The organism is Halodesulfurarchaeum sp. (assembly GCF_036626455.1).
GTDB lineage: Archaea > Halobacteriota > Halobacteria > Halobacteriales > Halobacteriaceae > Halodesulfurarchaeum.
In genome coordinates this window covers 1-23,597 of record NZ_JAZKRK010000011.1, presented here as the reverse complement: position 1 = coordinate 23,597, position 23,597 = coordinate 1, and the positions used below count along the sequence as shown (strand labels likewise).

The 23,597-nt window shown below is 61.2% G+C and carries 27 protein-coding genes; 18 read left to right on the top strand and 9 right to left on the bottom strand.

Annotation, left to right across the window (positions count from 1 at the left end):
- Positions 1 to 6: 6 nt before the first annotated feature.
- Positions 7 to 732, bottom strand: a complete 726-nt coding sequence (locus V5A26_RS05185; protein WP_332320180.1) for a DUF2103 domain-containing protein — start codon at positions 730 to 732, stop codon at positions 7 to 9.
- A gap of 104 nt (positions 733 to 836) precedes the next feature.
- Here V5A26_RS05185 and V5A26_RS05180 point away from each other — a divergent pair, with 104 nt between their 5' ends.
- Entirely contained in the window at positions 837 to 1,898 is a 1,062-nt protein-coding gene (locus V5A26_RS05180) for a hemolysin family protein (RefSeq protein ID WP_332320181.1), read from the top strand.
- Here the strand turns inward: V5A26_RS05180 and truD are convergent, their stop codons facing one another.
- Positions 1,899 to 3,218 (bottom strand): tRNA pseudouridine(13) synthase TruD, encoded by a 1,320-nt coding sequence (truD, locus tag V5A26_RS05175; RefSeq protein WP_332320182.1) that lies wholly within the window; start codon positions 3,216 to 3,218, stop codon positions 1,899 to 1,901.
- 45 nt (positions 3,219 to 3,263) lie between these two features.
- Positions 3,264 to 3,602, bottom strand: coding sequence for a peptidyl-tRNA hydrolase Pth2 (gene pth2 / locus V5A26_RS05170; RefSeq protein ID WP_332322255.1), 339 nt, complete (start codon positions 3,600 to 3,602; stop codon positions 3,264 to 3,266).
- A 114-nt stretch (positions 3,603 to 3,716) separates the two neighbouring features.
- Between pth2 and dcd the strand changes: the two genes are divergently transcribed.
- Both dcd and V5A26_RS05160 read left to right on the top strand, forming a co-directional pair.
- Complete coding sequence (dcd, locus tag V5A26_RS05165; protein ID WP_332320184.1) at positions 3,717 to 4,316, top strand: dCTP deaminase; 600 nt, start codon at positions 3,717 to 3,719, stop codon at positions 4,314 to 4,316.
- Entirely contained in the window at positions 4,313 to 5,230 is a 918-nt protein-coding gene (locus V5A26_RS05160; RefSeq protein WP_332320185.1) for a thiamine-phosphate synthase family protein, read from the top strand. Before dcd ends, V5A26_RS05160 begins: the two co-directional genes overlap by 4 nt.
- A 36-nt stretch (positions 5,231 to 5,266) precedes the next feature.
- Here the strand turns inward: V5A26_RS05160 and V5A26_RS05155 are convergent, their stop codons facing one another.
- Genes V5A26_RS05155 through V5A26_RS05135 form a run of 5 tightly spaced genes read right to left on the bottom strand, consistent with a single transcriptional unit; the run spans position 5,267 to position 9,968 of the window.
- Positions 5,267 to 6,022, bottom strand: a complete 756-nt coding sequence (locus V5A26_RS05155) for a 4-phosphopantoate--beta-alanine ligase (protein WP_332320186.1) — start codon at positions 6,020 to 6,022, stop codon at positions 5,267 to 5,269.
- Between the two features lie 35 nt (positions 6,023 to 6,057).
- The gene (locus tag V5A26_RS05150) at positions 6,058 to 6,894 is read right to left on the bottom strand and encodes a pantoate kinase (protein ID WP_332320187.1); all 837 of its coding nucleotides are present in this window, start codon (positions 6,892 to 6,894) and stop codon (positions 6,058 to 6,060) included.
- Positions 6,895 to 6,897: 3 nt separating this feature from the next.
- A complete protein-coding gene (aspS, locus tag V5A26_RS05145) occupies positions 6,898 to 8,202 on the bottom strand; it encodes an aspartate--tRNA(Asn) ligase (protein ID WP_332320188.1) in 1,305 nt (434 codons plus the stop codon).
- A gap of 56 nt (positions 8,203 to 8,258) precedes the next feature.
- Entirely contained in the window at positions 8,259 to 8,957 is a 699-nt protein-coding gene (locus tag V5A26_RS05140) for a phosphoglycerol geranylgeranyltransferase (RefSeq protein WP_332320189.1), read from the bottom strand.
- A gap of 51 nt (positions 8,958 to 9,008) precedes the next feature.
- Positions 9,009 to 9,968, bottom strand: a complete 960-nt coding sequence (locus V5A26_RS05135; protein ID WP_332320190.1) for a transcription initiation factor IIB — start codon at positions 9,966 to 9,968, stop codon at positions 9,009 to 9,011.
- Positions 9,969 to 10,140: 172 nt separating this feature from the next.
- Between V5A26_RS05135 and rnhA the strand changes: the two genes are divergently transcribed.
- Entirely contained in the window at positions 10,141 to 10,737 is a 597-nt protein-coding gene (rnhA, locus tag V5A26_RS05130; protein ID WP_332320191.1) for a ribonuclease HI, read from the top strand.
- A complete protein-coding gene (locus V5A26_RS05125) occupies positions 10,730 to 11,299 on the top strand; it encodes a DUF7108 family protein (protein WP_332320192.1) in 570 nt (189 codons plus the stop codon). The genes rnhA and V5A26_RS05125 overlap by 8 nt, the downstream gene beginning before the upstream one ends.
- A 32-nt stretch (positions 11,300 to 11,331) precedes the next feature.
- Here the strand turns inward: V5A26_RS05125 and V5A26_RS05120 are convergent, their stop codons facing one another.
- Complete coding sequence (locus tag V5A26_RS05120) at positions 11,332 to 11,682, bottom strand: PadR family transcriptional regulator (RefSeq protein WP_332320193.1); 351 nt, start codon at positions 11,680 to 11,682, stop codon at positions 11,332 to 11,334.
- A gap of 131 nt (positions 11,683 to 11,813) precedes the next feature.
- On the opposite strand from V5A26_RS05120, the gene V5A26_RS05115 reads away from it, so the two are divergent.
- The 13 genes from V5A26_RS05115 (at position 11,814) to V5A26_RS05055 (ending at position 23,553) form a co-directional block, all read left to right on the top strand.
- Positions 11,814 to 12,347 (top strand): inorganic diphosphatase, encoded by a 534-nt coding sequence (locus tag V5A26_RS05115; RefSeq protein ID WP_332320194.1) that lies wholly within the window; start codon positions 11,814 to 11,816, stop codon positions 12,345 to 12,347.
- A 181-nt stretch (positions 12,348 to 12,528) separates the two neighbouring features.
- A complete protein-coding gene (locus tag V5A26_RS05110; protein ID WP_332320195.1) occupies positions 12,529 to 12,657 on the top strand; it encodes a hypothetical protein in 129 nt (42 codons plus the stop codon).
- 132 nt (positions 12,658 to 12,789) lie between these two features.
- The gene (locus V5A26_RS05105) at positions 12,790 to 14,136 is read left to right on the top strand and encodes an alkaline phosphatase family protein (RefSeq protein WP_332320196.1); all 1,347 of its coding nucleotides are present in this window, start codon (positions 12,790 to 12,792) and stop codon (positions 14,134 to 14,136) included.
- 60 nt (positions 14,137 to 14,196) lie between these two features.
- The gene (locus V5A26_RS05100) at positions 14,197 to 14,631 is read left to right on the top strand and encodes a DUF7310 family coiled-coil domain-containing protein (RefSeq protein ID WP_332320197.1); all 435 of its coding nucleotides are present in this window, start codon (positions 14,197 to 14,199) and stop codon (positions 14,629 to 14,631) included.
- Complete coding sequence (locus tag V5A26_RS05095) at positions 14,628 to 15,101, top strand: DUF7311 family protein (RefSeq protein WP_332320198.1); 474 nt, start codon at positions 14,628 to 14,630, stop codon at positions 15,099 to 15,101. Before V5A26_RS05100 ends, V5A26_RS05095 begins: the two co-directional genes overlap by 4 nt.
- Positions 15,102 to 15,123: 22 nt before the next feature.
- Positions 15,124 to 16,959 (top strand): ATPase, T2SS/T4P/T4SS family, encoded by a 1,836-nt coding sequence (locus V5A26_RS05090; protein WP_332320199.1) that lies wholly within the window; start codon positions 15,124 to 15,126, stop codon positions 16,957 to 16,959.
- Positions 16,952 to 18,469, top strand: a complete 1,518-nt coding sequence (locus tag V5A26_RS05085; RefSeq protein WP_332322254.1) for a type II secretion system F family protein — start codon at positions 16,952 to 16,954, stop codon at positions 18,467 to 18,469. Before V5A26_RS05090 ends, V5A26_RS05085 begins: the two co-directional genes overlap by 8 nt.
- A gap of 26 nt (positions 18,470 to 18,495) precedes the next feature.
- On the top strand, positions 18,496 to 18,963 hold the full coding sequence (locus V5A26_RS05080; RefSeq protein ID WP_332320201.1) for a DUF7283 family protein: 468 nt from the start codon (positions 18,496 to 18,498) through the stop codon (positions 18,961 to 18,963).
- Positions 18,944 to 19,315: a DUF7285 family protein gene (locus V5A26_RS05075; RefSeq protein ID WP_332320202.1), complete on the top strand. Its 372-nt coding sequence runs from the start codon at positions 18,944 to 18,946 to the stop codon at positions 19,313 to 19,315. Before V5A26_RS05080 ends, V5A26_RS05075 begins: the two co-directional genes overlap by 20 nt.
- Positions 19,312 to 19,809, top strand: a complete 498-nt coding sequence (locus V5A26_RS05070) for a DUF7284 family protein (protein ID WP_332320203.1) — start codon at positions 19,312 to 19,314, stop codon at positions 19,807 to 19,809. The genes V5A26_RS05075 and V5A26_RS05070 overlap by 4 nt, the downstream gene beginning before the upstream one ends.
- On the top strand, positions 19,806 to 22,679 hold the full coding sequence (locus tag V5A26_RS05065) for a DUF7286 family protein (RefSeq protein ID WP_332320204.1): 2,874 nt from the start codon (positions 19,806 to 19,808) through the stop codon (positions 22,677 to 22,679). The genes V5A26_RS05070 and V5A26_RS05065 overlap by 4 nt, the downstream gene beginning before the upstream one ends.
- A 6-nt stretch (positions 22,680 to 22,685) precedes the next feature.
- Complete coding sequence (locus V5A26_RS05060; protein WP_332320205.1) at positions 22,686 to 23,183, top strand: DUF5791 family protein; 498 nt, start codon at positions 22,686 to 22,688, stop codon at positions 23,181 to 23,183.
- Positions 23,184 to 23,208: 25 nt separating this feature from the next.
- Complete coding sequence (locus V5A26_RS05055; RefSeq protein WP_332322253.1) at positions 23,209 to 23,553, top strand: hypothetical protein; 345 nt, start codon at positions 23,209 to 23,211, stop codon at positions 23,551 to 23,553.
- Positions 23,554 to 23,597 lie beyond the last annotated feature (44 nt).

Sequence of the window (23,597 nt, the reverse complement as noted above, 5' to 3'; positions counted from 1 at the left end):
TGTACCTCATTCGGACCGTAGTTCTTGCTCGACAAGCCCCTCGTTCAAGTCCTCACGCACTCGCTCACCGGTCTCGTGATCCCGGGCGGTCGTCACGACCCGGTTTTCCTGCACACTCGACCCGTCTCGCAGAACGAGTCGCAAGTTCCCGTTCGCGTCCGCTCGACTCACCTTGGCCCGCATGCCAGTTCGCGACCCGCTGCCACCGGCGTCGATCGGGCCCGGAACGACCTTCTTTACGTTCGGATGGCCGGCGACGGTCTCGACGGCTCGCATTCCGTCTCGGCCGCCGATGACGGTCGAATGGGCGCCACCGATTTTGTCCCTGGGTCGGGTTTCGATCACCTCTAGATCGGCCTCGCCACGCCGGTCCAGGACCGATTCGACCGGCTCACTTTCGGGAACGCGATAGACCGGGTATCGGATCGCGGATCGCATCGCCTGGATGACAGGCAACTCCCCTGTCACGTACACGGCATCTGGACGTTTCCGCCGGATTTCGTCGGCGATCCGACCGGCGTAGTTCCGGATCTGGGTCGTGGAGAGGGTTGGCTCCGATTCGGGAGTGGTCGTGATGTCGGTGACCCCGAGCACCCGATCCTCGAAAAGCATCGTCAGGGTCCCCCGTGTGGAACCGATCTCGACAACAACCGCATCCGCGTTTTCGGTGTCACAGGAGAGACAGTAATCTCCTGGTCGGTCGAGTGGTCTGCCACACCGGCGACACGCCATGCCCTGATTATTTCTCGGGCGAGTAAAGGCATGCTGATCCGCCCCGATCTCCGAACCGGGTCGGCCCGCCGTTTGATAATGAATCGAACCGTTGTGTGACATAGATGGACGATTTCGAGATCGCGCTTCGAATCGTCGCCGGGATCGCGCTGATCCTCGCCAACGGGTTTTTCGTCGCCATCGAGTTCGCACTGACTCGGGCGCGTCAGTACTCGAAAGGACAGTTCCTCACGGAGGGGAGCCGAGGCCTCGAGCGGGCCTGGGAGATGACGCAGGATCTTGAACTGTACCTCACGACCTGTCAGGTCGGGATTACCGCTTCCAGCATCGCGGTGGGAATCGTTGCCGAACCGGCACTCGCGGCGCTGTTTGAGCCGTTCTTCCGGAACACCCTCCTCGCGTCGATCGGGTCTGGCGGTATTCTGGCGTTTCTCATCATCAATCTGGTTCATTTGACCCATGGGGAACAGACACCGACCTATCTTGGTGTCGAACGCTCACGGTTCGTGGCTCGGTACGGGGCAATTCCGCTCTACTGGTTTCACTACCTCTTGTCTCCCGTGATCGCGCTCGGGGACGGCATTGCGAAACTGACACTCGAACTCTTCGGTATTGAGATGACTGGGGCATGGCTCGAAGAACGGGAGGAGATCGAGTCCCGGGCCGACCTTCGGGCGGAACTGAACTCGATTCTCGTTCGAGGCGGCCTCACCGACGAACGTCGCGAGGAGGTGCTGAATGCTCTGGACGTTGGCGAACAACCGGTGCGAGAAGTGATGGTCCCACGTGAGACAATCAATGCGCTTCGGACGACTGATTCCTCGGAGGTCAACCTCGATCGGATCGCTGCCCATCCACACACCAGATATCCGCTGGTCGGGGAGACGCTCATTCACTTTCGTGGAATCGTATACACCCCGATGCTCTTTGAGAATCGAACGGCAATCGCGAACGAAGACCTGGATTTTGAAGCCGTGGCAGCGCCCCCGGTGACCCTTACGCCGGACGTCGACGTGAGCGATGCTATCGATTTGTTTCAGGCGGAAAACCAAGAATTAGCCCTTGTGATCGAAGACGGCGAAGTCGTTGGGTTGGTGACAGTCACAGATCTGCTCGAATCGGTCATGGGTGACATTGAGGACCCGATCGATGTGGCACTCGAATAGTCACATCTCCCGAGGAGATACCTTGAGATATTCCCGAAGGAAGACAGTGGCGTAACTCCCTTTTGGCAGTCCGAACTCGAAGGTCAGCGGATCGCGTTCGATCGTCGGATCCACCCGAACCAGAATCGCTCGTCTCGTGCCCGTGGAATGGTACGGGTCCGGAAGGTCGAAATCGGCCGGCTCGATTTCCAACTCCTCGAGGACTGCCCGTTCGATTTCACCCGGTTCCCCCTCGGCCAGTTCCGTCTCAGTCCCAACAAGGGGAGCCGTGACGAACGCTCGATCCCGCTCGCAGTGGCTGGCCATGATGGTTGTTTGACTTGCATTGACCCGCTGGGCGCGGTCGATGTCTGGCAGTGGAAAATCAGCCGGTGCGTCCTCGTCCGCGAATGCGACGACATCACCTGCCACGGGTTCGTGAAACGGCAACCCGGCTTCGAGTCGGCGGCTCACGATCCGGTTGAACACCAGGGACTGGGCCGCGTGGATGAAAAGCCGTCTGAGATTTTCGGGAAACGTTTCCAGCGCGTCGCGGTAGTCCGCGGACGTCTCACCACCCGATTCTTGCAATTCGTGGAGCATCGACCGCTCGTATCGCAGGCGATTGGGGAATTCGTCGAGTGCGGCCCCCCAGTCACGCGTCTCGGTGACGAACTCGCGGGCTGCTTGCGAGCCCTCTGGCTCGTGGGCGCTGGGATTACCGAGATAGGCCATCACGGCCCCCTCCCAATCTCCCCGCAGGATCTCGAGCCCGACCTCATGGGTGATCGACCGATAGCTGCCAAAACGCTGGTGGCCGAAGAAATTCGGAACGCCCGCTCGGCCGCCGAACCGCGCTTCGAGTTCCGCGGTGATGTCTGCAACCCGGTCAGGGGCCTCTGGTTCGCGGACCACGATCTCGAACTCGTTCCCTAATAGGTCCCCGAATCCGAGCCCGCGACCCGCCCGGCCAACGACCTCGATGGATGCACCACCGATCGATGGGAGGGCCTCCGTATCGATCCCACGAACGGAGAACAGCTGGGTCGAAATCGCGCGCTTGTCCTTCGTGCCGGCCCAGCCCACCCGCTCACGACTGATCGAGAGTCTGTTCGAGAGGTCCCGTGCAAAGTCATTCGTATCCGTGTTTTCGAGGGTTACTCGACACACGATCCATGGGTAATCACCCGGATCGCCATCCACCGGTTCGATAGCGAAGCGCTCGCGCTCACGCACACGGAAGTCCTCCGGCTGATCACGGAGGCGTCCGCCGATCCCGGCGGAGTCACTCGCGTACCAGTCGATTCCGTAGGGCACTTCGTCCTCGTGGGCCGGTCGCATCTCATTTATCGTTCGAGGGCCCCAGTCAAAACAGGCTCGTTCGCTTCAGTAAAGAGAGAGCGATCCGGTGATCTGATCGACTGCCTCGTCGCTCGCAGGGCCAACCGCTACGGTCGTCGGGGTGTCGGGGTCGAGTTGGGTCCGGCCAGCGTCCCTGATCAGCCCAGTCGGGAGGCCAGCGGTTTTCGCCTTCTCCTGTATCTCGAAGAGGGCCCGCTCACCGTCGATTTTCAGGACGACCTTGCGCTGTCCTTCGCGTTTCCAGTCCCTGAAGGTATCGGAGTTCGCGTGTTCAACCGCCGAGAGGGCGGCGTGGGCGACCTGGGCTGCGAGCTTTCCTGTTCCCATCCCCAGATCCGATCGGACGACGATCGCCTGTTTCATGCGCCGATGGAACAGGCCCGGCCTCTTAGAGGTGCCCCCTTGCGGTGGTAACCTGAGCCATTCCCCGAACGGGGACCGGGTATCCTTAAGGCCCTCAGGGTCGGGGGTATTGGCATGATCCTTTCGGACCGCGATATCCGTTCCCGGCTGGATGACGGCGACCTCGTCGTCGAGCCGCTGGACGATCCCGAACTCCAGATCCAGCCGGCAAGTGTTGACGTGCGACTCGGCCAGGAGTTCCTCGAGTTTCGGCGGACGAACATCCCGAGCATCCACCCCCAGGAGGACGAACAGGTCGGGGAGTACGTCAGCGAGACCGTTATTGATGAGGGCGAGGAGTTCATTCTTCATCCGGGCGATTTCGTGCTCGGGACCACCAAAGAGCGGGTGGAAATTCCAGATGATCTAGTTGCCCAGGTGGAAGGTCGATCTTCACTTGGCCGACTTGCCGTCGTGGTGCATGCTACTGCTGGATTCGTCGATCCGGGTTTCCGCGGCCGTATAACACTTGAACTGTCGAATCTCGGAACTGCACCGGTCGCACTGTCTCCCGGAATGCGGATCTCGCAGATTGTATTAACTGAATTGACAAGTCCGGCGGAGTCTCCCTACGGGAGCGAACGTGGCTCGAAGTACCAGGACCAGGGTGGCCCGGCGGCATCGAAAATCGGCGACGACGTCGAATTTAACTCTGAGGAGGGTGAGGAGCCGTGAAGTTTCGGGCCGAAGTGATTGCGGAGTCGGTCCTCCCGACGATCAGGGTACTTCTGGCCAGCGAATTGCGGGACCGTGGCCTCACGCAGCGGGCCGTCGCGGAGAAACTGGGGCTCAGCCAGAGCGCGGTGTCAAAGTACGCCCAGGGCGACATCTCGACCCGAGAGGTCGTTGCGACTGACGAGCGAGTGCAAGAATTGGTCGACGAACTTGCCCCCGGCCTCGCTTCGGGGGATATCCGGTCCGTCCAGGCCCTCATCGAGATCGAACGACTGCTCCAACAGCTTTCGGGACCTGGGGATCTGATCGCCGAACTGCACGCGGCGGCTGTGCCGGAACTTCGCACCGTGGACTACGACCTCAGCGGCCTCGAGCCGGACCAGGGGGCGCTCGAACGCGAACGGGTCCGGGCATCGGTGCGGCGCGGACTTGGCATTCTGGAACACGCCTCCGGGTTCGCGACCCTCGTCCCACACGTCGGTTCGAATCTGGTCGAATGCGTCGATGCAGCCGAAGAACTGGAGGACGTTGCTGGGGTCCCAGGCCGCATTCTCGACGTGAACGGGCGCGTGGAAGTGCCAGGTCAGCCCGAATTCGGTGTCAGCGAGTATGTCGGGGGGGTGTTGCTCGCAGCCCGAGCGGCCGGGAGCGAGTCACGGGCAGGACTCAACCTCGAGTTCACGGACATGACGCGAGATGCCCTCGTCGGGACTGGCGCCGAATCGGCTCATCTCGACATCGAGTCCCAGTCACTCGAAGCAGCAGTTAGTGGGGCGCTCGATGCGGATCGGGATGCAACTGTCCTCTATCACAGAGGGGCAGTTGGCGTTGAACCGATTGTCTACCTCCTTGGCCCGTCAGCGGTTGCTGTGGCACGAACGGCCCGGGATGTCGCGGAAGCGCAGGGACTGTAATGAGTCTTCGAAATACGGCTCGACGCAGGTCCCGTTTCAAGGAGCGCCGAAGTTGTCTCGCAGTGCCGCCTCGGCCGTTTTGCGTGTTTCTTCGGGGTCAAATTCACGTTGCACGGCTGCCAATTTCTCGGGACTGACTCCACGCAACTCCTGTGCGTGTTCGGTCATTCGGGGCACTGCCCGAATGATGTTGTCGACGATCGGAATCGGCGAAACCTGAGCGGACCGAGACAGGGGATTCAGATCGATGACGATCTCGGTTTTCCCCATGTCGGAGAGGGCTTCCGCCCGGTCACCGTCCTCCAGCGGGACGAGAACCACGTCGGCGGCATATATCCCATCGGCGTCGACTTTCGCTCGCTCGTGGGAGAGCCCGGGTATTCTGGCGTCGGCAGTCAGCCCTTTGACCTCGGTGGCTCCGTGTTCCCGGAGGTGGGCCTCGATGGCAGCCATCCGATCCTTGCCCCGGTTGAAGAGGTTGATTTCGAGGGCTGCATCGACCGCGTCGGCGAGGTCGACTATCTCTTCGGGAACGAGTGCCGCTACATTCCCGTTAACGCTCAAAACGGGCTGGTCGGCATCAAGTAGTGCGGCCGCGGCTGCCCGAGCCGCCCGGTCCGCACTGGGAATCGTTTGTTCACCAAGCAAGTAATCGAAGGCTTCGCCCCGGCCCTGCGCGATCAGGCCCTGCTGGCTCGTGATCCCGGCCTCGACACCGGCTTCGATGCGGTGTCTGGTCACCAGCGAATCGTGTCGCGGGTGATCGGCGGGGATTCCGGCGGCATCAGTCATGGATTGGTGTAGGCAATCGGGTGGGAAAAACTTCGCTACTCGCAGACATGGGCCCCGCTCGGGTCGATTTGGGAGACCGTGGGTTCGTAGCCAGCCTCGCTCAGATCGTGGCCGAAGGCAAACACCGTCTCACCGAGCATCGCCATCGATGCGACGCCACCAGCGGCCTCGACGTCGGCAAGAATCGATTGCAAACGGGGCGTCGCAAGACCGACCTCGGCGCTGAACTCACTGGCGGTTTCGATGAACTGCTCGCTGGTTGGATCGGACTGGAGTTTCTCGAGCGCACGGGTCCCTGCATTGGTGATCGTCTCTGGGTGGTCGGTCAGCACAGCGGGCGTCGACAGCTCCCCGAGTGTGAGGAACTCGACACGTTCGGTCCCTGGAATCCCGTCCAAGCGTCCGTGTGGGGGTGACCCTGGGTCGAGACGGAGGACGATCCCGCCCCTTGCCTGGGCGACCACGTCGCCCAACCCAGTTCCGGCCTCCACGTCGGCAATATGGGCAACTCGTATCAACTCTGTTTCCGTTCGCCCTAACTCGAAGCCTTCGTTTGCTGCAAGTGCAGTTCCAAGCCCCATTCCTCCGGAAAGTCCGAATCCGGTGCCGATGGGAAGATCGGTGACGATTTCGACTGCCGCATCGATAGCGAGTTCGTCGAGAACTCTCCTGACTGATTCGATATCTGTCGGTTCCCCGTCGAGAGAGAGGGATCGCTCGTCGGCCGGTCGAACGGTAACGGTGACCCCATCTGTGAGCGTGAAACCAGCCCCTCTGGAGCCGGTCGTGGCTGGATCCGCTGTTTGATTTACCGTAAACAGCCCGGTTATGTGACCCGGGACGAACGCTGCGGCGACAGTCCGGTCGGTCATCCCCTATGGCGACAGCCGCTTACGGTCTCGCGGGAAGAGGACGGCCTCCCGGATGTTGTCCAGGTCGAGCATTGTCACGAGGAGTCGCTCGGCACCCATCCCCCAGCCTGCGTGGGGTGGCATGCCGTACTTGAACATCTTAGTGTAATAGTCGAAGGCGGCCGGGTCGAGGCCCTGAGCCTCGAAGCCCTCGACGAGCTGGTCATAGCGGTGTTCGCGCTGCCCACCCGAGACGAGTTCCATGCGGGGATGGTTCAGGTCGAAGCCGGTGGAGACCTCGGGATCGTCGTCCTCGTCTTTGATGTAAAACGGCTTGACTTCCGCGGGCCAGTTCGTGATGAAGTAATGCTGGTCGATTGCCTCGCCCAGCGCCTTCTCGGCCTCAGTCGGGAGGTCATCGCCCCAGGTGAGTTGCTCGTCGACGACGCCAGTGGCGTTCGCCCGTTGGATCGCTTCCTCGTACGTGATACGGGGGAAATCGGCCTCAGGAACGGTAAAGTCCGCAGCGAGACCGAGCGTTTCCAGTTCGTCCTGACAGTTCGATTCGACGGCCTGGTAGACTGAGCGAAGGAAGGTTTCGGCCACGTCCATGGCCTCCTCAGCGTCGATGAACGCGCTCTCGAAGTCGATACTCGTGGCTTCGTTGAGGTGTCGGGGCGTGTTGTGCTCCTCGGCTCGGAAGATCGGCCCGATCTCGAAGACCCGTTCGAGGCCGGAGGCTGCCAGAAGCTGTTTGAAGAGTTGGGGCGATTGGTTCATGAACGCCTCGCGACCGAAGTAGGTGATCGGGAAGAGTTCCGTACCGCCTTCGGTCCCGGTTGCGACGATCTTCGGCGTCGTGATCTCGGTGCCACCCAATTCGCGGAACGTGTCACGAGCGGCTTCGAGTACGGCACTGCGAATCTCGAAGATGGCGCGGGTTTCCGCCCGGCGGAGATCCAATGTTCGGTTGTCAAGTCGGGTCGAGAGATCCGCGCCGACCTTTCCGGAGGGATCGAGTGGCAGTTCTGGGTCGGCTTCCGCGACGATTTCCAGGGAGTCGGGGACGATTTCGACACCCGTCGGGGCCCGGTCTTCTTCGAAAACCTTGCCGGTTACCTGAAGGACGCTCTCGCGATGGACCGAGAGGCCTCTTTCGACGAGTTCGTCGTCGAGGTCGTCCTTTTCGAACTTGACCTGGATTCGGCCGGTTCGATCGCGCAAAATGAGAAAGGCGATTCCGCCGAGGTCACGGATCTCGTGTACCCATCCGGCTATCGTCGCCTCCATGCCGGGTTCGGCGTCTGCAGCATGTGTCCGGTCTCGCATGAAGGCACCTAGGCAACGGACCGCTTTTAAACATCCGTATTTCGCCTGGGTGGAACTCAGGCGTCTTTTGCTCCGCGGACGGTCTCCTCGACGGCCTCGACACCCGCTTCGTGAACCAAATCGCCCACGACGACGACGTCAGCGACCGCCCCCATCTCGTGGGCCGATTCGTAATCGTGAATGCCCCCACCGTAGAACGATGTCGACTCGGAGAGTGCCTCGGTGGCAGCCAACACGGTTTCCGGGTCGCCCAACATTCCCGAATACTCCAGATAGATGATATCCTGGCCGAAAAGGCGCTCTGCGATCGAGGCGTACGCAGCCACCTCTTCAGGGCCGAGGTCACAGTTCGCTTCGGTGTATGACGCGACCGATGCGTCAGGATTCAGAACGATGTAAGCTTCGGTGTGCGTTCTCCCCCATTCCACCTCGCCGATACGGGCCCATTCCTTGTGTGCGCCAGTGATCCAGAACGGGTCACCGGCATTGAAGACAGTCGGGATGAGATATCCGTCCAGACCCGGGTCTTCGATGACCACTCCCGGGTTCGAGGGCTCTTGATACAACGGGATATCGTACTCCTTGCAGGCACTTACGACCCGTTCCATCTTTTCTTCGGTCATGCCGGTCGTTCCACCGATTTCGATGGCGTCCGTCCCGCTCGTACAGACGTCTTCGAAGGTGTCCCCAGCCACGAGTTCTTTGTCGGGATCGACCTTGAGGACGTGATCCCAGTGTGTCCACGGCCCGCTCATGGTCCACTGGACTCTTGGCCCGGCTAAAATGGCTTCGCTTCAGTCTACGTCCTAGTGATGGATTCCCATCGCTTCGATCTGTTCCTGGTACCGATTCCGGATCGTGACTTCAGTGACCTGTGCCACGTCGGCAACTTCTCGTTGGGTCTTTTTCTCGTTACAAAGCAGAGAGGCAGCGTAGATCGCGGCGGCGGCGTAGCCTGTGGGTGATTTCCCGGAGAGCAGGCCTTTCTCCGCCGTCGTTTCGATGATCTCGTTGGCTTTGGACTGGACCTCTTCGGAGAGTTCGAGTTCGGAGCTAAAGCGGGGCACGTATTTTTTCGGGTCGACCGGTTTCATTTCGAGCCCGAGTTCCTGAGAAATATAGCGATACGTTCGACCGATTTCTTTGCGTTCGACCCGCGATACCTCCGATATTTCTTCGAGGCTTCGAGGAATCCCTTCCTTTCGACAGGACGCGTAGAGCGCCGATGTGGCGACCCCCTCTATCGAGCGCCCGCGGATGAGATCTTCCTTGAGTGCACGTCGATAGATGACGGATGCGACCTCCCGGACAGACCGGGGAACGCCGAGTGCGCTTGCCATCCGATCGATCTCGGAGAGGGCGAATTGCAGGTTCCGTTCGCCGGCGTCCTTGGTCCGAATCCGTTCCTGCCATTTCCGCAGTCGATGCATCTGGCTGCGCTTTTTCGAGGAAATAGACCGGCCATAGGCGTCTTTGTCCTTCCAGTCGATAGTGGTTGTCAACCCTTTGTCATGCATCGTCTGGGTTGTGGGGGCCCCCACGCGGGACTTCTCCTGGCGCTCCTGGTGGTTGAAGGCACGCCACTCGGGGCCTGGGTCTATCTTCTCCTCTTCCAGCACGAGCCCGCACTCGTTACAGACGAGCTCGCCCCGGTCGGAGCTTTTGACCAGATCCTCGGAGCCACATTCTGGACACTCCCTGACGTCCTCTTTAGACTCCTCGGTCTCGGCCGCTTGTTGTTCCCGCTGGCGGGTAGACCGTGTCATCGCATTTAAGTAGTAGTTTACTCGATTGACTTAAACTCATTGCCTCAATTGTAACCTCTGGTAAACGACAGAATAAAACATACCGTTAGTATCCCTGATAGATAGGTCGCTTTCCGGTCGTTTTCGGGCTTTTTCGAGGATTACTTGAGCATCGGTGCCCGAGATACTTCCAATGCCGGTTTTGGATTGTGATGTCGAGGCGGCGCGGGCAGCTCTCGAAGACGAAGGTGCGGAGATTACGCCGGGCAAGACGGAGCACGAACGATACCACGCCGACCTCGGAGGGGCACATGCTGTGGCCTACGATGACTCCCTCGTGGTTCAGGGGACTCGCCCAGTCGATATCACGGCTGTAGTCGCTGATGACGGGAGCGGCCGCGTTCATGTCTATTTCGACGGCGCGTGTCGCGGGAATCCCGGCCCGTCATCGGTGGGTTGGGTTCTCATTGACGAGGATGGAATCGTCGACGAAGGCGGGGAGACAATCGGCCGCGCAACGAACAATCAGGCCGAATACGAGGCTCTCATCCACGGTCTGGAAGTCGCGGTCCAATACGGGTACGACGAGGCCGAAATCCGTGGGGACTCGGAACTCATCGTCAACCAGGTGACGGGGGCCTGGAATGCAAACGATCCAACACTACGGGAGTATCGGGTCCGCGTCCACGAACTACTCGCCGAGTTCGAGGATTACTCGATTACCCACGTTCCCAGGGAGACGAACGACCGTGCCGATAACCTGGCAAACGAAGCCCTGGACCATGCCTGACCTTCCTGATTCAGTCGTCGAAACCGCTCGGGCTATGACTCTGGCGGCACGACGGGACACCCATCCTGATTCGAGTGCGCTTCGCTCGAGACGTGACTCACTCTTGGAATCGTATGGCTATTCGGCCCGTCTTCGTGCAGACGACGACGGTCCGGTGCTGATCTGTTATCCAGAATCGTGGCTCGAAAAGGGGGTCTTCCAACCCGACCAACTGGAATCGACGGCGAACGCTGTCGAACGGCCACTGTTCTCTGATCCCCCTGCTGATGGATGGGACGCGATTCAGGCCCACAATACCGAGTTAGCCGCGAAAGTGACGCGGGAGTTCGGTGACACGCACGGCGCGAACGCCGCAGCGTTTGGAACGTACATGGCGAATCACCACAAGGTACGGGTCGAGGCCGCGACGGCAGCAGCGGTCGACCACTTTCTATCAAAGTACTATCCGCGAAACACGTGGCCGCCACCAGCCCAGGCGGCGGTGATCGAGTCCTCTATCGAGAAACTGTTTGCCGTCGCTGGCGAATCCTACCCTGAGCCTGTCGATACTGATAATCGCTGAGTTCGCACTCGCCGACCCGGAAACCTGTTCAGCTATTCGTCCTGGAGCATCGACTCGACGAAATCGGCTCGGTTTCCGTCCGTCAGGAAGTGCTCAAGGGACCAACGAAGATCATCACGCACGGCCTCATGCCCGGCCTCGGTGAGCCCGTATTCGTTTGTTCGCTTGTCGAGAGCACTTTTTTCGACAAAGCCCTCCTCGACAAGATCGTCTAGATTCGGGTACAGACGACCGTGGTTTACATCATCGTCGTAGTACGATTCCAGTTCCCGCTTTATGGCGAGCCCGTACCGGGGCTCTTCGGCCAGGACGGTAAGGATGTTCTTTTGAAAGGCCGTCAGCTCGCGTGCAGCCGTCAGACTAACTCGGCGTCCCTTTGACATGAATGGCCGAAAGCCAGTGACTCATTTAACCCTTCCCAAATGTACTGAGAGCCGATTTCTGGTCATTGGGTTCGAATTGTTCAGCGCTGGAAGACGAAAAATCTATGTCCCGGACCACAACAGGTCTGGGTATGGCGAATCTCTTCGAAGACCTGGAAACGGGACCGAACCCGCCAGAGACCATCTATGCGGTCATCGAGTGTCTCGAGGGCGAACGGAACAAGTACGAGTACGACAAGGACATTCCTGGTGTGGTTCTCGATCGGGTCCTTCACAGCAACGTCCACTATCCAGGTGATTACGGGTTTATCCCCAAGTCCTACTACGATGACGGTGACCCCTTCGACGTGCTCGTACTGGTCGAAGACCAGACTTTCCCAGGGTGTGTCATCGAAGCCCGACCGATCGCTTTGATGCGGATGGACGATGACGGCGAACAGGACGACAAAGTCCTCGCCGTCCCCGTCGAGGATCCGCGCTACGACCACTTTGAGGACATCGATGACGTGCCCCAGCAGACCCTCGATGAAATCTCCGAGTTCTTCGAGACCTACAAGAACCTCGAGGAGGGCAAGGAAGTCGAAACCCTGGGGTGGGAAAACCGGGAGGCAGCCTTCGAGGCTATCGAACACGCCCAAGACCTCTACGAAGCTGAGTTCGAATAACGGCCAAAATCGGGTTTTTGGGTCGGTCAAGACGCCGAAACCCCGGTGTCCTCACACCGGAACACTGGGTGTCACGACGCCGAAACGCAGGGTGATGAGTCGTGGACATATGCGTTCGACCCTCCGATGTATTATGCGTATGGGTAATTACATGGGGGTCGGTCACATAGGTATAATTGTGATGGCCGCACGATCACCGCAAGTCGGGATCCGTCATTTGACCGTGGTCCCGACGAACTTCGAGCCCGGAATCGAGGCCGAATCCGCGGACGATGAGTCGGACTCGGATTCCGAGACAGCGGAGCACTAGGGATTTTTCGGTCGGCCGGTTAGGAGTGACCTTCGGTTCGGTGCACCAGTGGGATTCTTCGTTCGATGCAACCACTGTCTCGGACGCGGATACGAAGTTTCTTGGGTGTCAAAGCGGAAGTCCCAGCCTGATATGGGTCTGTTCGACCGGTTACGCGGGGACGAAGGTCCACGCGTCGCGTTTCTGGGCATCGACGGCGTTCCGTGGTCGCTCATCGAGGACAATCCTGAGCGGTTCCCGAACCTCACCGAGTTGGCGGAGGGAGGCGCTGGCGGGCCGATGCAGAGTATCGTTCCGCCGGAGTCAAGCGCGTGTTGGCCCGCGTTGACAACGGGCACGAATCCGGGGAAAACTGGCGTGTACGGCTTCCAGGACCGGGAAGTCGGTTCGTATGACACCTATGTTCCCATGGGGAACGACGTGCAGTCGACCCGACTTTGGTCCCGCGTCCAAGAGGCGGGTCGTGACACGACGGTCATGAACGTGCCCGTGACTTTCCCGCCGGACAGAGAACCGAATCGGATGGTGTCAGGATTTCTGTCACCATCGGTCGAGAAGGCAGCTGTGCCCGAGTCCTTCGCGTCGGAACTGGAGTCCATGGACTACCGGATCGACGTGAACGCGAAACTGGGCCACGAAGCGGACAAGTCGGCGTTCATCGAGGACGCTCACGAGACCCTCGATGCACGGTACGAGGCCTTCAAGAATTACCTCACAGGAGACGACTGGGACCTGTTTTTCGGCGTCTTTATGACGACCGATCGGGTCAATCACTTCCTTTTCGAACACTACGAGGCGGACGGCGAGTACCAGGCGGAGTTCCTCGAGTTCTACGAGACTGTCGACCAACATTTGGGCTCCCTTCGCGATGAACTCCCGGATGATGCCACGATGCTCGTCGCGAGCGACCATGGCTTCACAACGCTCCACCACGAAGTCCATCTGAATGCGTGGCTTGAGGCGGAAGGCTGGCTCTCGTATTCGTCCCACGACCCCGAAGACCTCGCGGACATCGACGCAGAGACGAGGGCATATTCGTTCATCCCCGGGCGCTTCTACATCAACTTGGAAGGGCGCGATCCATGTGGGTCGGTTCCCGAGGCCGAGTACGAGTCGGTTCGAACGGAACTCAAAGAGGCGCTCGAGACCCTCACTGGGCCGGACGGTCGGGAGGTCGTCGAACGTGTGGTTCCCAAGGAAGACGCCTTCTCGGGCCCGCACGACGACATTGCACCCGATCTGGTGGCCATTCCGAACGACGGCTTCGATCTGAAATCAGGCTTCTCGGGCCACGATTCCGTCTTCGACTCGGGGCCCCGGAACGGCATGCACACCTTCGCTGAAGCCACCCTGTTGATCGATGATTCGGATCTCAGTGTCCCGGCTGACACCGATCTGCTCGACATCACGCCGACGATTCTTGACCTGATGGAGATAGACTACGAGTCGGGCGAATTCGACGGCGAAAGTTTGGCGTAACTCGTTCCCAGTTCGCCCCGTCCTGACCTTTATCCCGGAGCCCCGGCCCACCTTTGAGCGATGCCAGAGCGACGGAGTATTGACGAGCGGGTGGGCGCACTGGAACGACGGCTGTCTGCGGAGCCGGCAGACACGGCCAAGACAACCGGGAGTGAGCCACCGGCCGGGGAATCGGGGACACGTTCCGACCACGCCGACCTCCGCGACAGAATCGAGACCCTCGAATCAACGGTCGCCGAACTCGAAGCGGGTCTCAAGGCTGTGCGAGGGTACGTCGGGACCGTCGAACATGTCAATGAGACCGTCGAACGGCGGGCGGATGCCGCGCTTGCAGCCGTCGAGCGACTCGAATCCGCCCCGAAAACACCACCGCCGATCGCCACAGCCAAACAGCAATCTGCCGAATCAGCGTCCACGGCGACCGCTGAACCTGACGAGGACGCTGAAACGCAACCGGAGTCCAGCCTCATCGACCGCCTTCGATCACTCCGATGAGTCTCCGGCTCCTGCTTGCGGTTGTTCTCGCGGGGGCGCTCGTCGCGGCATCCATGCCGGCGATCCAGGCCGCCCAACGGACACAGGCCGATCGCCAGCTTTCGACGACGGTAGATGACCTTAATACGGCGGCAATGGCCCTTGTTCGACAGAGTGACCCAGTTCCGCCTGGGGTGCCAGCAGCCACTCGCCGGGTGCGCGTTTCGCTTCCTGACAAACCGGCCGATGCAGGAATTACAATCGGACCGCCTGCGGATGGCAACACCTCGGGGCGCAGTCAGATTCGGACGATGGTTCCTGGTGACCCACCTGGGCACACAGTGCTCAACGAGACGATCAGACCACATGGACCCGACGGAGCCGTCAGCTGGAACGATTCACTCACTGTTCGGGAATCTACCGAACTGACCCTTCACTATCGCCGAGTCGACGGCACTGCTGTCATTACGGTTGCCCGAGGGTTCAAGTAGGGGGACCAGCCCACCCGTGTCCATGTTCGGCCGATCCGACTCAGAGAATCCCGAATGTGGGTGCACTCCCACTGTTCGGGGAACCACGCTGGAGGTGGACACCGCGGAGTGCCCATTGGATGGAATCCTGAAGGAGCACAGTGCGTGTCGTCGAACGGTCATCGAAGCCATCGGCTCGGCTCCAATCGAACGCATTACGCTCAGCGCTCGTGGCGTCGACCGGTTGTACGAGGGTGAGGCCGTCGACGTGCTTCGAGCAGCAAGCCACTTCGCCAGCCGGGTCTCCGGCCGTGCTAACCGACTTGCTACCCTTGCACGTGAAGACCCGATTGGCGCGGCTGCGGAAGCAAGTGGCCGGGCTGGACTTGTTGGGGAGGTCGCCAAGACGACCGGGCTCACGCGCTTTAACGATCGTTCCGAAACCACCGCGGCCTTCCTCGAACCCCGACGAATCCCGCGGATAACTGCCAGTTACCTCGACACCGTGCCACCGGAGGATGGACAACTGCGGGTCTCACGAGTCGTCGACTCCGGGGCGACTGTTCGGATTTACGACCGACCGGACCAACGCTCGGTATACCAGCTCGAACCGCTCGAATACACCCTTGACGACGACGCACTCGCCACACTTGCAAGTGCAAAAGATCGACTGGTCTCCACGGAGGCGGGCTCTCCGACAGACTATCGCGCCGCCATTTCGGGGGTTGCGGGCTCGAACTGCCCGGTCGATACGCTCACGGAGGTGTTGAAAAAACACACCGCCGGATACGGCGTCTTCGAGGACCTGTTCAGCGATGACCGCCTTTCAGAAGTCTTCGTCAACGCCCCGGCGACCGAGAACCCACTCTACGTCCGTGTCGACGGGGCGGAACTTCGAACGAACGTCACACTCACTGAGCGCGGGACTGATCGGCTCGCGGCCGGGCTACGGACGGTAAGTGGAGTGGCGTTTTCCCGTGCGGCGCCAACCATCGACGCCACACTGTCGGGAATCGGCCAGGCTGATTCGATTCGCGTGGCTGGTGTCAGGGAACCCGCAAGCGACGGGTACGCCTTCGCGCTCAGAGCTGAGGGAACGGCTCAGTGGCGGTTGCAGCGACTGGTCGACAACGGGACGGTCTCAGCTGAGGCCGCAGCACTTCTTTCGGTCGCAATGGCTCGCGGGGCGGCTATGCTCGTTGCCGGGCCGCGAGGGGCGGGCAAAACCACGATGGCTTCCGCACTGCTCTGGGAACTTCCGACAGAAACCAGACTGCTTGCTATCGAAGACACGCCAGAACTGCCCGTCCGTGCTCTCCAAACAGCCGGGCGGGACGTGCAGCGACTCGAAGCCGCCTCCGGCCCGGACGCTGCTATCGATCCGGCGACGGCGCTCCGGACGGCACTCCGATTCGGGAACGGTGCGCTAGCGGTCGGCGAGGTCAGGGGTGAAGAAGCAGCCGTGCTGTACGAGGCGATGCGGGTTGGGGCGGCCAGTGATACGGTCATCGGGACCATTCACGGTGACGGATACGATGGCGTGAAAGAGCGGGTCGTGGCCGACCTCGGTGTTCCAGAATCCTCGTTCGCGGCGACGGATCTGCTGGTGACCATAGCGCCGGCCCCGTCGGGCAAACGGGTTACGAAGATTGAGGAAGTTCTCGAGGGCGGCAGTGCGACACTCTTCGAGTACGATGACGGGGCGCTCGACGCTTCGCCGCGACTCGAGCGGGGCAATAGCCAGATCGTGACCTCGCTCACTCGGCCAGACGAAACCTACGCCGACACGAGACAACACATCGAAGAACGAGCAAAGACCCTCCAACGGTCTACACTCCATGGCGGCCCATCACCACAGGAGGCACATGCGGATGGGTGAGCAGTCGACCGACCGAGCCTGGGTCCGCCATGTTCGAGCACGGCTTACACTGCAGGTACTCTGTCCTCGTGGTGCTGAGTTGCTCGAAACGTTCGCCCGCAGTCGTGCCGTCGGCCGCGCACCTGACCTTTTGGCCTTCGCGATCCTCCAACTCACACTCACACCGTCCCTGGAACGGGCAGCGGATTTCGCGACGGAGGCCGTCGAGGGGCGTTTGAGCCGTTCGCTTCGTGCGCATCGTGTCGCAGCGGTTTCGGGCGAGCGGGCGTTTGAAGCCTTTGCCGCCGAGTGGGTGAGTGAGGACCGGTCGCTGCAGCGGGCGGTCACACTCATGGCCGTTGCAATGGACGCCCCGCGCGAACGGCGCGAGGAAACGTTGGAAGATGCGCTCGACGCCGTACTCGAGGGCGCTCGCGAACGGGTAGTCGAATTTTCGACGGCCATTCGTGGCCCGGCAATGGGGATCTACGCGTTTGGAGTGATGCTTCCCCTCGCGCTGGTCGGATTGCTCCCGGTGCTTGCTTCCTCGGGTGGTGGCGTGTCCACGGTGGCTCTTGGGGTCATGTACGACTTCCTCATCCCGATCGGATTGGCCGGGAGCGGATTCTGGCTGTGGGCCAGTCGTCCGGCCGTGAGTGATACGGCGTTCGACCTTGGGTTGCTTTCCGACGCGAGACCCGTTTCCTGGGCTATTGGGGCCGGGTTTGGAGCAGCCGGTTTCGCGGGGGTGGGAATCTCGCTCGTTGCACCTGAGTGGACCGCACCGATCACTGCTGTCGGTGTCGGCATTGGAACGGGGGTGTTCGTCTGGCTCCAGCCTGTTATCGAAACCCAGAGCCGGCTGGACCGTCTCGAAGCCCGACTTCCAGACGCGCTGAGGATAGTCGGCCAGCGCCTCGAAGAAGGGAATCCCGTGGAAACGACGGTCGCCTCGGTTGCGGACCGCTTTGACGGCCCGATCGGAGCGCTCTTTTCCCGAGGCGCAACTCGACAGCAGCAATCGGGCGAACCCATGGCGACGGTGTTTCTCGGCGACGATGGGCTTTTGACGGACGTTCCGAGCCAACGGGTAGAAGCGGGACTCGCCCTCGTGATGACGGCCGGGGACTACGGGAAATCCGGCGGCCAAACTCTCGTGTCGGTCGGGACGTACCTCGACGAACTGCTCGCTGTCGAGCGGGTTGCGCGACGTGAACTTGCCCAAACCACGAGTACGCTTCGGCAGACCGCCGTGGTGTTTGCCCCGGCAATTGCCGGAGTCACGGTGGCGCTTGCAACTGGAATGAAGGCCGTAGACGGCTCCGGGCAGGCCCTGGATGTCGCAGCATTGGGCCAGGTCATCGGCGTCTATGTGCTCCTCTTAGCTGCAATCCTCCCGTCGCTTTCTGTCGTCCTCGCTCGCGGATTTGACCCGGTTCGGATGGGCTATCAGAGCGCCATCGCACTGGCTGTCGGCGGGCTTGTGTATCCGCTCTCCTTTCTCGCCGCCCGGTCGCTGGTGTACCTTTAAGTACCAGAACCGGACCAAGCCCGCCCATGTTCGGAATGCCCGCCGAAACGACCTGGGTTTGGGTCGGGTTGGCGGTTGGATCGGCAGTGATGTTGGGTGTCGTATTGGGCGTCCCAACCGCCGCACCCGATGCAGATCGAGCAGCAACGGCCATCGAAGACGTCGCAGTCAGCGAGCATGGAGGGGAAGCCGTCGTGGATCTCAGGGCGCAGACCGTTCGGCTCGGTCCCGAGCGGATCGGACTCCGCGGCTCGGGCGGTAGGTCACATGCATCGATTCGCTACGGCCCTATCACACCGGTGCCCCCGAACTCCTCGCTGGGGTACGTTCTTGATGGACACTCGCCCAAGTCCGTGTTCGTGAACCCGGGACGGTTCGGCGCAGCGATGCATCAAGCCCGGATACAACCGCCAGAATGGCGGCCTGCCGGTGAGACACTCCGGATCAAACAGGTCCACTATGGGGAGGTGAGCGGTGTTCTCGTCGCCACGTAGGGCCCAAGTCGAACCGCTCCCTGCGCTTCTGGGGCTTGCCGTCTTTGCGATCGGGGTGTCACTTTATGGCGGCACGCTGGCAGACCAAACACTCCCCACGGATACCAGGATTTCGGACGCGACGATGACCCGGACTGTGGGGATCCTGAGCGAGGGCTCCGTGGTCGTGCCCGACCGATTGGATGACCTCGACGGTGCGTTGCCACAGGAAATGGCCGTAACCCTTCGGGCAGATGGGCGAACTTGGCACTGGGGAACACCACCGGACGATGCACAACGGACCCGCCTGCGGCACGTCCTCATCCGAAGCGAGCGAGGCGAAGTTCCAGGAGTCCTCCGGGTGGATGCATGACCGCCGATCGAGCCATCAGCACTCCAATCGACGTGGTGCTGGGATTACTCTTGGTTGGGATCGCCACCGGTGTCGTCGCGACAGCGGTCCCGGCGCCGATCGAGACACCTTCTGATGGTGGGCAAGCTGCTATCTTGGGCAGTTCACTCACCGTCGAATTCGAGAGTGAGGGGAGTAATTGGACGGTGCATGAAACGGTCGGGGGACACCTTGCAGATGCAGCACTCGCGGGAGATGGAGCGAACTCGAGCAGGAAGGTCGCATACCGGCAGGCAACCAGAGCCGCGATCACCGATCACGTCGAAACACATGGCGCACCCGTACAGGTGATCGGAGTTTGTCGGGGCACTCAGGAGGCCGACCCCCTTCTCGCAGGGCGAACGCCGCCTGGCGACCGACCAATTCGGGCAACTGTGTACGAATTGCCACAACCGATTGGGATTAACGAGACTGAGTGCCAACCGGTCGTCGTCCTCAGACGGTGGTCGCCATGACCTTTGCCAGTGACAAGCGAGGCCGGATCCCGTTTGCATTTCTGGGGGCCTTGCTGTTACTTTCGAGTTCGTTTTATGCTGTTTCGTTTGCACCACCGCCGGCGACGGAACCGGTGACGGATGAGGTGGTGTCCGACGTCGAACTGGAAGCACGGCTGGCACTTGATGCGGCGGTGCGAGACGCAGGCCGTGCAGCCGCGGCCGAACCGGTACTCGAACCCAGTGACACGGGGTACGGCACGATCCTTTCGAACGAGAATACCTTTCGTGACGCATTGGAACTACGAATCGCCAGTGGTGCTCGGACGGCACTCGCCGAGACGAACGCCAGCCGCGACAGCGTCGAGGCAACCGTGACACTGCCGCCGATAACGGATCCTCAAACGGCCCGACAGGCGCTGTCGAACGTTTCGGTTCGGTCAGTTTCGGCGGATCGGTATCGGGTTCGGGTCGAGGGCCTGCAGGTAACCGTGACCCGTCACGACCGGCTTATCGACCGCTTTCGGTACAACGCCACGCTAACAATGGCGATGCCAGCCCTCGAACTCCACGACAGAACGAACCGGTACGAAAGCCGACTGAACGCAGGGATCACCAAATCGGGCCTGACCCAGGACCTGACTGCGCGACTCTTCCCAATCGTTTGGATGCGTGGTTATGCGCAGTACGGGGGCGCACCGATCGAGAACGTGCTGGCGAACCGGCACGTGGAGGTGATGGCGAACGACGCCTTGCTTGCCCAGCAGGCGGCAGTTTTCGGAGTTGAAGACCCGGACGGGCGGAACGGAACAACAGTGGCTGCCACGGAAGTCGCTGCTCGGGACGTGTTCCTCGGGGCCGAGGAAACCGTGAAGTCCCAGTTAGGCAAGCCCCAAGGCGAGCCGACAGGAGCAGGCGAGCCTGCTGGTTCGCCGGACGTTCCGATCCCGAGTGTCGTCGATTCTGAACAGTCAGTCGACGCCGATCATGCTGCTGACACTGCCTATTTGGCATTTGTCGATGGGCGAGATGGCCGCAGTCTCGCAGACACGGTCGAGAGGGTGTACCGTGGGGACGTGCGTGTCCAAAGCCGAGCATCGCGTCAACAGACAGAGTATACGTCCTTCGGATCGCGCCCAGATAACGCGACTGAACTGTTTGCGGACACGAGCACGGAGCGATGGCACGATGGTGGGGACTTTTGGCCCGGGCACGGTTCGACGCTGCGGACCTACCGAGGGCGAGTCATTGAGGAACAGGTAACGACTCACTACTGGTCCGGCAACGGAACCCTCGAAACGACTCAGGATTTGAAGCGGACGACTTACCAGGTTACTCTCGATCTGGACTGTCGGTACCAAGCCCCCGGGGTAGCCCCGAACCGGCCCGATGGTCAGTGTCCGTTTGGAGAGGTAGCGACGGACCGCCTGCGGTCCGCTGGGACGGCCCGACTTCTCTCCGGATCGGCGGTGGAGGAGCGGTCCCTGGCGGCCGTGTCTGGGGGCGGTGATTCTGGGTGGCGAACCGTCCATGTCGAGCCCCCGGAGGCGGTAACGGATCGGGCGACCAGCCGAACAGCCGACCTCCGACGGGCCGTTCAGGAGGTCTCGGTCTCGGTTGAAACCCGGTCGGTCGCCAGTTCCACGAATCCTGCGGCGGAACTCGCGAGTGCCATCCAAACAAACCGTCACGATCTGCTGGACACACCGAACCGATACGGGTCAGCCGCTGAGCGCGCTGTCACCGCGGCCCGACACTCGTATTTCGATCGGGTCACCGAACAACTGGAATCTCGAACACCGCTGGTGCAACGGGCTCAGAACGCGTTCGCGGACCAACTGCAGTCCCAAATGGTTCCGACCGACCCTCCTGAACGCTCCCAGCCCTCAGCCGATGCCTATGTTTCGTCGGTGGACGGTGGCCCGGCGTATCTCTCAGTCGAACCGCCAAGCGGACACGACCCCACACTCGCCGCCAGGAACGTGAACCTCTTTACCGTGCCCTACGGTGATGCGGCTGATGGAATCGCCGAGCGGGTCGGTGCTGGTGACAGCCAGTCGGTTTCGATTCGGACGGGAGCACAGACACTCGCAGCATCGGAGCGGACAGATCACGGTGACCGACAGGCGGTTCGGTCGTTGCGACGGGACCTTGACCGATCGGTCGATTATGCGAACGACCGGTTCCGCTCGGTGCTTGCCCCGTCAGTGGGGGTCGGACAGGCCCACCAACTGGTTCAGTCGGCGAATACCGAGTGGTCGGACGTCCACTCGCAGGCGCTGGCTGTGGCCGACGGAAGGCTGGCGGCTGCTGTGGCGGAGCGGCTTCCCCGGAGCCTCCCAGCAACTGAGCGAGACCGGCTTCGGGTTGCGCTTCGTATCGCGAGTGCCGAAGCCCGCTCCGAGACCGACGTTCAGGTGTCCCAATCGCTTGTCGAGGCTGCCCGGACCGAGGTCACCACAGAGACCAGTGGGGTGGTTGAGGAATCGGCGAAAGCAGCGGGCACGGCCGCTGGCAAGCGAGCCTGGAGTGGGGGGACAGGAAAGACCGTCGGAAGCCTCCCAGCCGGATTGCCGCTCCTGCCTGTTCCGGGGTCTTGGTACGCGACAGCTAACGCGTGGACGGTCGAAGTTCAGGGGACATACGACCGGTTTGCTGTCCGTAGCCGCCGGGCAGCGCCAGGCCGTGGAGCAAACGGTACCGTCGAGTACGTTAGAGAGAACACGCATATCAGGACTGACATCGATGCCGACGGAACGCCAGAGGTTCTGGGGACGAACCGGGCACTCTCCCTCGAGGCTCGAACGGGAGTCGTCATTGTGGTCCCGCCAGGCGGAACTGGCGTTGGTGATACAGATGGACAGGCCGTCGAAACCTCTCCAGGGTGGTGAAGCGCGATGACGCGGCCATTGATTGCCAGGTTTCTGGCCGCTCCCGAATCCCAGGTGTCAGACGGAAATCGAACCAACGCTGAGTGGGACGAGGTTACGAGACTGAAACGTCGATTGGGGGCCGTTCTCGCACCGATTGTTCGTTCGGAAGGGGTGGAGCAGGTGGCAACAGCGACCGGACTCGAACCCGAACAGGTCGAAGCCATTGGGGAATTGCCAGCGAGTGGGACCGACCCGATCGACGAGCTATCACTTCGGACGGTCGCTGCCATTCTCGCCATCGAATCGTCCTACAGGCCTGTTTCCGTTCGAGGACGGATTCGCGATCACCTCATCGTTCAGATGAGTCGGGGTCCGATTGACGTCGATACAGTCGCCTCTCGGTACGGGTTCGGCGATGCGGAAACGTTGCGCTCCAAAATCGAGGCCGAGGCGCCGTTTCCGGTCCGGGAATACGTCCGATTGCGGGTGGCTCTGTCGGACGGACCGAATCGCAAACCTTGATGGGCGAGATGGGTAAATCAGAACTGTGCAGCCTCCGGAATCGGACGTCGTCGAACGTCAACGTCTGCAGGTTTTCTCCTCGCTTTTGGTGCTGGTTTTTCTGGTCAATTTCGGCCGCGTGGTCTTTGCCCCGCTGCTGGATCAGTTCATTCGGGTGTTTGACACCGGCCAAGCGACTGTCGGGCTGATCGCGACACTCGCATGGCTCGGAAGCGCGGTGCCGCGGCTCCCTACAGGGTATCTCCTCACCCGGTTCACTCGCCAGCGAGTCATCTTCGGAACCGGACTGCTACTAGCCGGAGCAGCAATGTTCACCGCACTCGCCCAAACCATCTGGCACATTGGCGTGGGGGCTTTCCTTATGAGTTAAGCAGGCGCAAAACCTCGCCCTTCAGGGCGGGGATACGCGCCGTC